The organism is Pseudomonas sp. EA_65y_Pfl1_P113 (assembly GCF_963970525.1).
GTDB lineage: Bacteria > Pseudomonadota > Gammaproteobacteria > Pseudomonadales > Pseudomonadaceae > Aquipseudomonas > Aquipseudomonas tritici.
In genome coordinates, this window is record NZ_CAXAQM010000001.1 from 147,240 (window position 1) to 160,548 (window position 13,309).

10 protein-coding genes and 1 pseudogene are annotated in these 13,309 nt (G+C 59.9%); 5 read left to right on the plus strand and 6 right to left on the minus strand.

The features are described from left to right. The first annotated feature begins 28 nt into the window (after nucleotides 1–28). Complete coding sequence (locus AACY52_RS00755) at nucleotides 29–2,065, plus strand: ATP-binding protein (protein WP_339417217.1); 2,037 nt, start codon at nucleotides 29–31, stop codon at nucleotides 2,063–2,065. A 2-nt stretch (nucleotides 2,066–2,067) separates the two neighbouring features. Further along, nucleotides 2,068–2,646: a cob(I)yrinic acid a,c-diamide adenosyltransferase gene (locus AACY52_RS00760; protein ID WP_339417218.1), complete on the plus strand. Its 579-nt coding sequence runs from the start codon at nucleotides 2,068–2,070 to the stop codon at nucleotides 2,644–2,646. Nucleotides 2,647–2,702: 56 nt separating this feature from the next. Here the strand turns inward: AACY52_RS00760 and AACY52_RS00765 are convergent, their stop codons facing one another. The 3 genes from AACY52_RS00765 to secA form a co-directional block, all read right to left on the minus strand. Further along, entirely contained in the window at nucleotides 2,703–3,647 is a 945-nt protein-coding gene (locus AACY52_RS00765) for a Nudix family hydrolase (protein WP_339427474.1), read from the minus strand. 22 nt (nucleotides 3,648–3,669) lie between these two features. Next, complete coding sequence (gene argJ / locus AACY52_RS00770) at nucleotides 3,670–4,887, minus strand: bifunctional glutamate N-acetyltransferase/amino-acid acetyltransferase ArgJ (RefSeq protein WP_065889944.1); 1,218 nt, start codon at nucleotides 4,885–4,887, stop codon at nucleotides 3,670–3,672. A gap of 123 nt (nucleotides 4,888–5,010) precedes the next feature. Further along, nucleotides 5,011–7,746 carry a preprotein translocase subunit SecA gene (gene secA / locus AACY52_RS00775; RefSeq protein ID WP_339436027.1) on the minus strand — a complete coding sequence of 912 codons (2,736 nt, stop codon included), beginning with the start codon at nucleotides 7,744–7,746 and terminating at the stop codon, nucleotides 5,011–5,013. Between the two features lie 304 nt (nucleotides 7,747–8,050). Here secA and AACY52_RS00780 point away from each other — a divergent pair, with 304 nt between their 5' ends. Continuing rightward, nucleotides 8,051–8,506, plus strand: coding sequence for a DciA family protein (locus tag AACY52_RS00780; protein ID WP_339417222.1), 456 nt, complete (start codon nucleotides 8,051–8,053; stop codon nucleotides 8,504–8,506). A 4-nt stretch (nucleotides 8,507–8,510) separates the two neighbouring features. On the opposite strand, the gene AACY52_RS00785 is transcribed toward AACY52_RS00780, so the two are convergent. Then, nucleotides 8,511–9,989 carry a helicase HerA-like domain-containing protein gene (locus tag AACY52_RS00785; RefSeq protein ID WP_339560164.1) on the minus strand — a complete coding sequence of 493 codons (1,479 nt, stop codon included), beginning with the start codon at nucleotides 9,987–9,989 and terminating at the stop codon, nucleotides 8,511–8,513. Nucleotides 9,990–10,193: 204 nt separating this feature from the next. On the opposite strand from AACY52_RS00785, the pseudogene AACY52_RS32095 reads away from it, so the two are divergent. After that, nucleotides 10,194–11,225: pseudogene (locus tag AACY52_RS32095) on the plus strand (cache domain-containing protein); the annotation flags it as partial. Nucleotides 11,226–11,318: 93 nt separating this feature from the next. Continuing rightward, nucleotides 11,319–12,083, plus strand: coding sequence for a methyl-accepting chemotaxis protein (locus AACY52_RS32100; protein WP_370467841.1), 765 nt, complete (start codon nucleotides 11,319–11,321; stop codon nucleotides 12,081–12,083). A gap of 13 nt (nucleotides 12,084–12,096) precedes the next feature. On the opposite strand, the gene AACY52_RS00795 is transcribed toward AACY52_RS32100, so the two are convergent. Beyond that, nucleotides 12,097–12,267, minus strand: coding sequence for a hypothetical protein (locus AACY52_RS00795; protein ID WP_339417225.1), 171 nt, complete (start codon nucleotides 12,265–12,267; stop codon nucleotides 12,097–12,099). 88 nt (nucleotides 12,268–12,355) lie between these two features. After that, nucleotides 12,356–13,204 carry a formyltetrahydrofolate deformylase gene (gene purU, locus AACY52_RS00800; protein WP_339417226.1) on the minus strand — a complete coding sequence of 283 codons (849 nt, stop codon included), beginning with the start codon at nucleotides 13,202–13,204 and terminating at the stop codon, nucleotides 12,356–12,358. Nucleotides 13,205–13,309 lie beyond the last annotated feature (105 nt).

Here is a 13,309-nt window from a genome sequence, read left to right on the forward strand (position 1 = left end):
CGTCTGTCTATTGCCTGGGAAAACCCTGATGCCGTTGCGCCAGCGTCTTGAAAACTTACCGGTCGGGCAGAAACTGCTGGCCGCCCTGCTGGTGCTGCTGACCACCGTCTTGCTGGTGGCCAACCTGACTTTTATCAGCGCCGCCTACTGGATCTCCCAGGAAAGCATGGCGCCCCAGGCGTTGCAGGCTATTGGCCGCCTGGTGTCCAACCCCGCGCTCGCCGCCGAGGCCCTTGAGTCGCCCGCGAAAGCTGATGCCCTGCTCAATGAGCTAACCAGCTATTCCCCCCTGCGTGCAGCCGCCCTGTACGACGGTGCTGGCAACCTTTTGGCGCAGATGCAACACGGCGACCGCCTGCACCTGCCGGACCACTACCGGCATATCGAAGCCTGGCGTGTCACCGAGTTTCGCAGCAATCAGATCATCACCCTGCCCCGTGCGGGCCAGCCGTCCGGGCATCTGTTGCTGGTGGCCAGCAGTGAATTGCCGGTGGCGTTCTATACCGGCACGCTCACGGCCAGCCTGGGCATCCTGATTTTCAGCGTGCTGCTGTGGCTGGTCATTGCCCGCCAGATCAAACGCCTGATCACCCGTCCGATCCACGAACTGGAAGAACTCTCGCGCCAAGTCACCCGCGAAGAGAACTACGCCCTGCGCGCCGGCCGCGGCAATCACGATGAAATCGGCAGCCTGGCCGAAGCCTTCAACACCATGCTGTCGCGTATCGAAGCGCGCGAGCAGCAACTCAAGCGTGCGCGTGACGACTCCCAGGCCGCCTATGACCAGGCCCAAGGCCTGGCCGAAGAAACGCGCCACACCAATCGCAAGCTCGAACTGGAAGTCCAAGTTCGCAGCAAGATCGAGAAAAAGCTCACCGGGTTTCAGAACTATCTGAACAGTATCATCGACTCGATGCCCTCGGCGCTGATCGCCCTGGATGAACAGCTCTACGTCACCCAATGGAACCAGGAGGCCAGCGCCCTCTCCGGCACGCGCCTGGATGAAGCCCTGAACCAGCCGATTTACCTGGCGTTCCAGCCGCTCAAACCGTACCTGCCGCAGATCAGGGCAACCGTCGAACAGCACACCGTGGAACGCATCGAGCGCGTCACGTGGTTCAAAGACGATGAACCCAAGCACTATGCCCTGACCTTCTACCCGCTGATGGGGGGCGCTGGGCGTGGCGTGGTGATCCGGATCGATGACATCACCCAGCGCCTGTCCCTGGAAGAAATGATGGTGCAGTCGGAAAAAATGCTCTCTGTGGGTGGCCTGGCCGCTGGTATGGCCCATGAGATCAACAATCCGCTGGGGGCGATCCTGCATAACGTGCAGAACATCCGCCGCCGGTTGTCTCCCGACCTACCCAAGAATCTGGAGCACGCTGAACAGGCTGGCATCGAACTGGACACGGTCAACCGTTACCTCGAGGGCCGCGACGTGCCACAACTGCTCGATGGTATTCAGCAGGCCGGAGCCCGGGCGGCGAAGATCGTCACCCATATGCTCAGTTTCAGCCGCCGTAGCAACCGGCAAATGGCGCCTTGCGATTTGCCGGCGCTGATCGACCAAGCCGTGGAAATCGCCGGTAACGACTTCGACCTTGCCATCGGCTTTGACTTCAAGGGTCAGGCGATCACCCGCCAGTTCGACCCCCAACTGGGCCCGGTTCCGGGCACTGCCAACGAGTTGGAACAGGTGCTGCTCAACCTGCTGAAAAATGCCGCCCAGGCCATCCACCTGCGTGCAGACGGCAGTGAGCCGGGGCGCATTATCCTGCGTACCCGTCTCAACCCGCCGTGGGCGGAGATCCAAGTGGAAGACAACGGCATCGGCATGAGCGAGAACGTGCGTAAGCGCACCTTCGAACCGTTCTTTACCACCAAGGAAATCGGCCAGGGCACCGGGCTTGGGCTGTCGGTGTCCTATTTCATCATCACCAACAACCACAAAGGCCAGATGGAGGTGCACTCCACCCTCGGCCAAGGCACCTGCTTCACCCTGCGCCTACCCTTGGCCGGCAGCCAACTGCCCCCCTACGAATTGAACCAACTGGAGCACTGACCATGGGCTTTCGCCTGTCGAAGATCTACACCCGCACTGGCGACACAGGCGAAACCGGCCTGGGCGACGGCCGCCGCGTGCCCAAGGACCACCCACGGGTGGAAGCCATTGGTGAAGTGGATACGCTGAACAGCCAGCTGGGGTTGCTGCTGGCCAATCTTGAAGAGCAAAGCGGCAAGCACCCTGAGTTGATGGATGTGGTTGAAGTACTCACGCCTTGCCAGCATCGACTGTTCGACTTGGGCGGTGAGTTGGCGATGCCGGTGTACAAGGCATTGAATGCGGCAGAAGTGGATCGGCTGGAAGCGGCAATTGATCGCTGGAATGAGGAAGTGGGCCCGCTGGAGAACTTCATCCTGCCCGGTGGCTCGGCGTTGATCGCCCAGGCCCATGTATGCCGCAGCCTGGCACGCACTGCGGAGCGGCGGTGTCAGCACTTGAATGCGGTGGAGCCGTTGGAAGGGGTCGGGTTGGCGTATATCAATCGACTGTCGGATTTGTTGTTTGTGGCGGCGCGCGTGATTGCCAGGCGTCAGGGTGTTGCTGAGGTGTTGTGGCAGGCAGCGGCCAAGCCTCACTGACAAACCCTCGCGTAGCAGCTGTCGAGCTCAAGCGAGGCAGCTGCTACGGTGGAGTTTCATGCCTCGGGCCAGAACGCCCTGATCCCAGCGACACCTTGAGCCCCAGCCTCCCAAGCCTTTTCCCGCTCAGCAGGCCCAACCCCACCCAACAGAAACACCGGTTTGCTGAACCCGCTGATCAACTCAGCCGCCTGCTCCCAACCCAACGGCTGTGCATCAGGATGAGTCTGCGTCGGCTGCACTGGCGACAGCGTGACAAAATCCACGTCCATCATTTCCGCCAGCGCCAACTCCTCGGCATTGTGGCAAGACGCCGCCAACCAGCGATCTTTAGGCAGCGGCCGGCCTTTGCTCGCATATTTACGCAGTTGCGCCGAAGTCATGTGCCAGCCCGCCGAAGGAAAATCCCCCAACCACTCAAATGGCCCCTTGAGCATCAACTGAGCCTTGCCCGCACACAAACCCACCGCATCCACCGCAAGATCGCGGTATTTGGGGTCGTAGCCGTTGGGTGCGCGCAGCTGAACCAGCTTGATGCCGCCGGCGATGGCTTGCTGGATACCGCGCAACAGTGTCGGGGTTTCCAACTCGCCAGGGGTGATCAGGTATTCAGCCGGCAAACGCGCAGCCGCCACAATCGGCGCATTGGCTGCCGGGAACTCATAGTTGAGCAGGTCCCGAGGGGCAACCCATTCCAGCGGCTGCCCTTCGGCGCCGTGGGGTTCGCCGGTAAAGGCCGAGACTTCCCAGACATCCAGCAACACCTGCTTGTCCGGGTAATCATGTTGCACCTTGATCAGCGGCCGCGCCGTGGTGACCTGGATGCCCAGTTCTTCCTGCAATTCGCGGGACAGTGCGCTGGCGACCGACTCATCGGCCTCCACCTTGCCTCCAGGAAACTCCCAGAGGCCGCCCTGATGCTGGGTATCGGCGCGGCGCGCCAGCAGGATCCTGCCGTCGACACCGCGGATCACCGCTGCTGCTACATGCACTCGTTTCACCGCGCTTTTCCTTTTTTTGCTATCAGGTACGGTATTCCGCGTTGATCTTCACGTACTCGTGGGACAGGTCGGTGGTCCAGATGGTTTCGCTGCACTCGCCGCGACCGAGCTCGATGCGGATGGTGATTTCTTCCTGCTGCATCACCGCCGAGCCTTGGGCTTCGGTGTAGGTCTCGGCGCGGGCGCCACGGCTGGCAATGCACACATCACCGAGAAACACGTCGATCTTGCTCACGTCCAGGTCTGGCACGCCGGCACGGCCGACTGCTGCCAGGATACGGCCCCAGTTAGGGTCAGAGGCGAACAATGCGGTCTTGATCAGTGGCGAGTGAGCCACGGTGTAACCGACATCCAGGCATTCCTGGTGGTTGCCGCCGCCGTTGACTTCAACCGTCACAAACTTGGTCGCGCCCTCGCCGTCACGCACGATGGCCTGGGCCACGTCCATGCACACTTCGAACACTGCCTGCTTCAAGGCCGCGAACAACGGGCCGCTGGCCTCGGTGATTTCCGGCAGGTTGGCCTGGCCGGTGGCGATCAGCATGCAGCAGTCGTTGGTCGAGGTATCGCCATCGATGGTGATGCGGTTGAACGACTTGTTGGCGCCGTCCAGGATCAAGCTGTGCAGCACGTCGCGAGAGACTTTGGCGTCGGTGGCGATGTAACCGAGCATGGTGGCCATGTTCGGGCGGATCATGCCTGCGCCCTTGCTGATGCCCGTCACGGTGACGGTCACGCCGTCGTGCACGAACTGGCGGCTCGCGCCTTTTGGCAAGGTGTCGGTGGTCATGATGCCGGTAGCCGCTGCCGCCCAGTTATCCACAGACAGGTCATCGAGTGCGGCTTGCAGTGCGCCTTCGATTTTTTCCACGGGCAGCGGCTCACCGATTACGCCAGTGGAGTACGGCAGCACTTGGCTGGCGTCGACGCCGGTCAACTGGGCCAGCTTGGCGCAGGTGCGAGCAGCAGCAACCAGGCCAGGCTCGCCGGTCCCGGCGTTGGCATTGCCGGTGTTGGTCAGTAAGTAACGGATGGTGCCAGCCACGCGTTGCTTGGCCAGGATCACCGGCGCGGCACAGAACGCATTGAGGGTGAACACCCCGGCGACGGTCGAGCCTTCGGCGCAACGCATCACCACCACATCCTTGCGACCCGGGCGCTTGATGCCGGCCGAAGCGATACCCAGTTCAAAACCGGCAACCGGGTGCAATGTGGGCAAAGGACCAAGACCAACAGCCATGAATGCGCTCCTTAAAAATGGGTGATGTCTGTACCGTCATGATCGACGGCGAAATTAATGGCAAAACGCCGCGACGGCAGAGGCCGGTCGCGGCGCAGGGTGTTGCAGCGTCAGGCAGAAATCTTATTCGATCTGGCCGTGGCAGTGTTTGAACTTCTTGCCCGAACCGCAATAGCACAGCTCGTTGCGACCCAGCTTCTGGTCGTTGCGAACCGGGGTTTGAGCCAGGGCCACATCAGTCTCTTCGGCCAGTACTTCAGGGGCTTCCAGACCTGGCGCCTCGTCATGCTGGAACTGCATGCGTGCCGCCAGTGCCTCGGCCTCCTCGCGCAGGCGGGCCTCTTCCTCGATCGGGTCTTCGCGACGCACCTGAACGTGGGACAGCACGCGGATCGAATCGCGCTTGATCGAATCCAGCAGTTCGGAGAACAACGTGAACGACTCGCGCTTGTACTCCTGCTTCGGGTTCTTCTGGGCGTAGCCACGCAGGTGGATGCCGTGACGCAGGTGGTCCATGGTCGACAGGTGGTCTTTCCACAGGTCGTCCAGCACGCGCAGTACGATTTGCTTCTCGAACGTGCGCAGTGCTTCGGCACTCGCCTGCTCTTCTTTCTCGTTGTACGCAGCCAGCAGCTCGGCCATCAGTTTCTCGCGCAGCGTCTCTTCGTACAGGTGATCGTCTTCGTCCAGCCATTGTTGAACCGGCAAGTCGACACCGAAGTCGCTCTTCAATGCCGCTTCCAGGCCGGCAACATCCCACTGTTCTGGCAGGGATTGTGGCGGGATGTGAGCGCTGACGGTGGCATTGAGCACGTCCTGACGGAAGTCAGCAATGGTCTCGCCAATGTTGTCGGCGGCCAGCAACGTGTTACGCATGTGATAGATCACTTTACGCTGTTCGTTGTTGACGTCATCGAACTCGAGCAGTTGCTTACGAATATCGAAGTTACGCCCTTCAACCTTGCGCTGTGCCTTCTCGATGGCGTTGGTCACCATACGGTGCTCAATCGCTTCACCGGACTGCATGCCCAAAGCCTTCATGAAATTCTTCACGCGGTCCGAGGCGAAGATGCGCATCAGGCTGTCTTCCAGCGACAGGTAGAAGCGGCTGGAACCGGCGTCACCCTGACGACCGGCACGACCACGCAGCTGGTTGTCGATACGACGCGATTCGTGACGCTCGGAAGCGATCACCTGCAGTCCACCGGATTCCAGAACGGCCTGGTGACGTTTCTGCCAATCCGCCTTGATCTGCGCGATCTGCTCTGGAGTCGGGTCTTCCAGCGAAGCCACTTCCACTTCCCAGTTACCGCCCAACAGGATGTCGGTACCACGACCGGCCATGTTGGTGGCGATAGTCAGCGCGCCTGGGCGACCCGCCTGGGCGATGATCTCGGCTTCTTTTTCGTGGAACTTGGCGTTGAGGACCTTGTGCTCGATGCCTTCCTTATTGAGCAGGCTGGACATGTGTTCGGACGTTTCGATGGTGGCCGTACCCACCAGCACTGGACGGCCGTGAGTCATGCATTCCTTGATGTCAGCGACGATCGCTGCATATTTCTCGTCGGCAGTCAGGAACACCAGGTCGTTGTAGTCCTTACGCGCCAGCGGCTTGTTCGGCGGGATAACCATCACCGACAGACCGTAGATCTGGTGGAATTCGAACGCTTCAGTGTCGGCCGTACCGGTCATGCCGGAGAGTTTGTTGTACAGACGGAAGTAGTTCTGGAACGTGGTGGAGGCCAACGTCTGGCTTTCGGCCTGGATGTTGAGCACTTCCTTGGCTTCGATAGCCTGGTGCAGGCCCTCGGACAGACGACGCCCCGGCATGGTACGGCCGGTGTGTTCGTCAACCAGAACGACTTGGCCGTCCTGCACGATGTATTCGACGTTGCGATGGAACAGCTTATGGGCGCGCAGACCGGCGTACACGTGGGTCAACAGGCCCAGGTTGTGCGCCGAGTACAGGCTTTCGCCTTCGGCCAGCAGGCCGATCTGGGTGAGCATGTCTTCGACGAACTGGTGACCGCCTTCGTTGAGTTCGACCTGGCGGGTCTTCTCATCGATGGTGAAATGACCTTCTTTGGTCACTACGCCTTCCACTTCTTCGATGTGCTGCTCCAGACGCGGGATCAACTTGTTGATCTCGGTGTACAGGCGCGAGCTGTCTTCGGCCTGGCCGGAGATGATCAGCGGGGTACGGGCTTCGTCGATGAGGATGGAGTCGACTTCGTCGATCACGGCAAAGTTGAGTTCGCGCTGGAATTTCTCATCCATGCTGAACGCCATGTTGTCGCGCAAGTAGTCGAAACCGAATTCGTTGTTGGTGCCGTAGGTGATGTCGGCAGCGTAGGCGGCACGCTTCTCTTCCGGCGGCTGGAACGGCGTCACAACGCCGACGGTCAGGCCGAGGAATTCATAGAGCGGGCGCATCCAGTTGGCGTCCCGGCGAGCCAGGTAGTCGTTCACCGTTACAACGTGCACGCCCTTGCCGGACAGTGCGTTGAGGTAAACGCCCAGGGTGGCCACGAGGGTCTTGCCTTCACCGGTACGCATTTCGGCAATCATGCCTTCATGCAAGGTCATGCCGCCGATCAACTGGACGTCGAAGTGGCGCATGCCCATGACACGCTTGCCGGCTTCGCGGGCGACCGCAAAGGCTTCGGGAAGCAGCTTGTCGAGGGTTTCACCTTTGGCTATGCGGGCCTTGAACTCTTCGGTCTTGGCGCGCAATTGCTCGTCCGAAAGGGCAACCATCTGCTCTTCGAAGGCATTGACCAGCTGCACCGTCTTGAGCATGCGTTTGACTTCACGCTCATTCTTGCTTCCAAAAAGTTTCTTTAACAAAGGCGCAAACATATCGGCAGGTTCTTCCACACATAGGGATGGAGGGCGCACCGTGAGTGGCCCGAGCAGCCCTCACGGCCGCATGCGAACGCGCATTCTACCCGGATTCGTGGGTGAGGAAAGTGGCGTTGTTCCGCGAGGCTGGCATGGCGCCGTGAGAGGGCACGTTTAAAATAAGGGCTTTTGCTGGAACTTCAACCCATGGAGCGAAGAAGTTACTGATTGATTTCACGCACAAAACCCACGAAGGCATGGCCTGGGGGCATACAAGCGCTTTCTGCTAAGATGGCCGCTCTGTTACTTAAGGTGTCCAATAATGGCATTTCGCCCCCTAACAGCCCGCGCGCCTGCCGTGTTGCTGCGCGAAGCCAAGCCGTTGAAAGCTATCTTTGGCCATGCGCAACGCTTGGGCCATCTGCAACGCCTTCTCGAAAGCCAGCTGCAACCCGCCGCGCGCGAACACTGCCGCGTGGCGTCGTGGCGTGAGGGGAACCTGCTGCTTATTGTCACAGATGGTCACTGGGCAACGCGTTTGCGTTATCAGCAAAAACGCCTGCAGCGTCAATTGATGACCTTTGATGAGTTTGCGGGTTTGACGCGCGTCCAATTCAAAGTACAACCGCCCACCCCCCTACCCGGCGTGGAGGGTCATACCCTGGACCTCTCGACAAATGCGGCCGAAACCATTCAGGCAACGGCCGACGGGATCAGCGACCCCGGCTTGCGCGCGGCGCTTGAGCGGCTGGCTGCCCACGCCAAACCCAAACCCTGATTCGCTATTTGCGCTTGCTCCCGCCCAATAACGACCCCAATAAACCACGCACCAGTTGCCGGCCCATCTGATTGGCGGCTTGCTGCATCGCTGATTTCAGCGCTTTGCCCGCCGTCGTGCCGAGAAACGCCCCGGCCCTGTCGGTAAAGCTTGGCTCATCGGTGGCCGGTGCGGCCTCTTCGGTCGGCCCAAGCTCCTTGCGTGCCATCAGCACTTCATAAGCGGATTCCCGATCGATCGGTTTGTCATACCGGCGCTGCAAGGGCGAACTGGCGATCAAGGCTGCGCGCTCGGTTTCGCTGAGCGGCCCGATCCGTGATTGTGGCGGTGCGACCAGTACGCGCTGGACCACCTCCGGCGTGCCCTTTTCCTGCAAGGTGCCCACCAAAGCCTCACCCGTGCCCAGTTCGGTCAATACCGACAACGCGTCAAAGGCCGGGTTTGGCCGGAAGCCGTCCGCTACGGCGCGCAAAGACTTCTGTTCTTTAGTGGTAAACGCCCGCAGACCATGCTGGATGCGCAGGCCGAGTTGGGCCAATACGCTGTCCGGCAGGTCGCCTGGCGACTGGGTGACAAAATACACGCCAACGCCTTTCGAACGAATCAGCCGCACCACCTGCTCCAAACGCTCTTGCAACGCCTTGGGCGTGTCGGCGAACAGCAAATGCGCTTCGTCAAAAAACAGTGCGAGCAGCGGTTTGTCGGCGTCACCGCGCTCGGGCAGTTGCTCGAACAATTCCGCCAACAGCCACAGCAGGAACGTCGCGTATACCTTCGGCGCTTCGTGCACCAAGCGGCTGGCGTCCAGCAGGTGGATGCGCCCGCGCCCGTCGCTGGTGGGCTGCAGGATATCTTCCAACTGCAAGGCCGGCTCGCCAAACAAGGCTTCGGCGCCCTGCTGTTCCAACACCGCCAGACGTCGTAACAATGCCTGGCTGGAACCAGTGGTCATCAGCGCTGCGTCTTCGCCCAGCAATTCCGGGTGATAGCGCAGATGGTTAAGCAGTGCCTTGAGGTCTTTGAGGTCCAGAAGCAACAGGCCTTCGCGATCCGCCACCTTGAAGGCTGCGTAGAGGGCCGACTGTTGGCTGTCGGTAAGCTCCAGCAGGCTACCGAGCAACAACGGCCCCATTTCGCTGATAGTGGTGCGCAACGGATGGCCAGACTGCCCGTGGATGTCCCACAGCGTGACCGGATAAGCCTTGGCCGTGTAATTCAGGAAAGGCATGCCGGCGATACGCTCGGCGACCTTGCCTTGGGGGGCCGCCGCAGCGCCCAGGCGGCACAGGTCACCCTTGATGTCGGCGGCAAACACTGCCACGCCGGCATCACTGAAGGCTTCGGCCAGACGTTGCAACGTGACGGTCTTGCCCGTGCCGGTGGCGCCGGCGATCAACCCGTGACGGTTGGCCAGGCGCATGGCCTGGGCGATAGGCTGGCCAGTAAGGTCAGCACCGATAAGGAGTTGCGTAGAATCAGGCATTTCGTCACCCATGGTTAATCTTTACTGTCGTCAGGTCGATACAGGGCTATGTGAGACCCATAAAGTCTAAAAATAGGTCAGATAGTTCCTACAGGGACCCACAGAGCTATCAATCGGATTATTACACCTTTTTTGACGCTACCATTTTGCGCATCCCACGAGGACGCGCCTCGGATATCAAGACCATAGCGGACCCTACAAGCCATGAATAAAAATCTGCGTTTCAGCCATAAAATCCTGCTTGCAGCCTCCCTTATCGTCATCGCCGCTTTCGCGCTGTTTACCCTCTACAACGATTACCTGCAACGCAACGCGATTCGTGACGACCTCAACAACTACCTGCATGAAATGGGCGATGTCACCGCCAGCAACATTCAAACCTGGCTGACCGGGCACATTGCCCTGGTGGAAAATGCCGCGCAAAACATCGCCATTAACCCCGAGCCTGCTGCCGTTGCCAGCCTGCTGGAACAGAAAGCACTGACCTCTTCGTTCATGGCAACCTACGTCGGCGACAGCAAGGGCGCCTTCACCATCCGTCCCGACACCAAGATGCCGGACGGCTTCGATCCGCGTGTGCGCCCCTGGTACAAAGGCGCCCAGAGCAGCAACGGTTCAACCCTGACCGAACCCTACATCGATGCCGCCACTGGCAAATTGATCATTTCCGTTGCCACCCCCAGCACCCAGGGTACCCAGAGCATCGGCGTGGTCGGTGGCGACCTGAGCCTGCAAACCCTAGTGGATAACATTGGCGTGCTGAACTTCGGCGGCATGGGCTATGCTTTCCTGGTCAGTGCCGATGGCAAAGTACTGGTACACCCAGACAAAAACCTGGTGATGAAGACCCTGGCCGACGTGTACCCGAAAAACACCCCGAAGATCAGTGCAGACTTCAGCGAAGTCGAGGCCAACGGCAAAGACGCTATCGTGACCTTTACACCGATCAAGGGCCTGCCCTCGGTGAACTGGTACCTCGGTATTTCGGTAGATAAAGACAAATCCTTCGCCATGCTCAGCGAGTTCCGCACTTCCGCGGTCATCGCTACGATCATTGCCGTGGTGATCATCATCGCCCTGCTCGGCATGCTGATCCGCGTGCTGTTGCAACCACTGCATGTGATGACGCGCGCCATGCAGGACATTGCCGACGGCGAAGGCGATCTGACCCGTCGCCTGAGCATCCACAACAATGATGAATTCGGCACACTGGGTAACGCATTCAACCGGTTTGTGGAGCGTATTCATACCTCGATCCGTGAAGTGTCCTCCGCCACCGAACAGGTCAATGAGGTGGCACTGCGGGTCGTCAGCGCGTCCAATTCGTCGATGGTCAACTCCGACGAGCAGGCCAACCGCACCAACAGCGTGGCGGCCGCCATCAACGAACTGGGCGCCGCCGCCCAGGAAATCGCGCGCAATGCCGCTCAAGCGTCGAGCCAGGCCAGCGACGCGCGGCATTTGGCCGAAGACGGCCAGCAAGTGGTGGAGCGAAATATCAAGGCGATGAACCAACTGTCGGCGATGATCAGCGCTTCCAGCAGCAACATCGAAGCGCTGAATAGCAAGACAGTGAATATCGGCCAGATTCTTGAGGTGATCACCAGTATTTCCCAGCAAACCAACCTGCTGGCACTGAACGCCGCCATCGAAGCGGCCCGCGCAGGGGAAGCCGGGCGTGGGTTTGCGGTGGTCGCGGACGAAGTGCGCAACTTGGCTCACCGCACCCAGGAATCGGCGCAACAAGTACAAACGATGATCGAGGAACTGCAGGTCGGCGCCCGGGATTCGGTCAGCACCATGAGTGAAAGCCAGCGTCACAGCCTCGACAGTGTGGACATCGCCAACCTGGCTGGCGAACGCCTGAACAGCGTGACTCAGCGTATCGGTGAGATCGATGGCATGAACCAGTCGGTCGCCACTGCCACTGAAGAACAAACCTCGGTGGTGGAGTCGATCAACATGGACATTACCGAGATCAACACCCTCAATCAGGAAGGCGTGGAAAACCTGCAATCCACGCTGCGCGCCTGTGGCGACCTGGAGCGGCAAGCGTCACGACTGAAGCAATTGGTGGGCAGTTTCCGCATCTGATCCAGGCGAGCGATTACGCGTCCTCGGGATCGGCCTTACCCTGCTCCTGCTCCCACAACTCGACGGCACCGGGAAATTCGGTGCCGTCCTCACTGTCGAGGTCATCCGGGTCATATCGGCTCAAGCACCCTTCCCCCAGGGTCGCCGGGGCTTTTGACGTGGCTTTTTCCAGCGGGTCACTCATGACTCAATCCTCAACAGCGCACAAAGAAAAAAAGGGCCTGGAGCGATTTAACGCCCAGGCCCTTCATTCTTCAATCACAACACGTCGGTCAGAACACGACCGTCTTGTTGCCGTGCACCAGCACGCGGTCTTCCAAGTGGTAACGCAGGCCACGGGCCAGGACCATCTTTTCGACGTCACGGCCGAAACGCACCATGTCTTCAATGCTGTCGCTGTGGCTGACACGCACCACGTCTTGCTCGATGATCGGACCAGCGTCCAGTTCTTCGGTGACGTAGTGGCAGGTCGCACCGATCAACTTCACGCCGCGCAGAGAAGCCTGGTGGTACGGCTTGGCCCCTACGAACGATGGCAGGAAGCTGTGGTGGATGTTGATCACCTTGCCAGCATATTCGCGGCATAGCTCCGGCGGCAGGATCTGCATGTAGCGCGCCAGCACCACAACGTCGGCTTCATGTTGCTTGACAAGGCGCGAGACTTCGGCGAACGCCGGCTCCTTGTCCTGCGGGTTGACCGGCACGTGGCAATACGGGATGCCATGCCATTCAACCATGCTGCGCAGGTCGTCATGGTTGGAAATCACGCAAGCGATCTCGCAGTCCAGCTCATCGCTGTGCCAGCGGTGCAGCAAATCAGCCAGGCAGTGGGATTCGCGACTGGCCATCAACACCACGCGTTTTTTCTGCTCGGTGTCGGTGACGTGCCAGGTCATCGAAAACTCTTCGGCGATCGGCGCAAACGCCTCGCGGAAGGCATCAAGACCAAAAGGCAGCGAGTCGGCACGAATCTCGTGACGCATGAAGAACCAACCGCTGAGATTGTCCGAGTGATGACTCGCTTCGGTGATCCAACCATTGTGGGAGGCCAGAAAGTTACTGACTTTGGCAACGATGCCGACCCGGTCCGGGCAAGCAATCACCAGCCGAAAAGTGCGCATTAGGGGAAAACTCCAGAACTTCGCAAAGGCCGCCATTCTAGCGATTGCGCGAGAAAACTGCAGTATTCGTTGAAGCTTATTCTGATCGCAGGCCCGTACCATGAC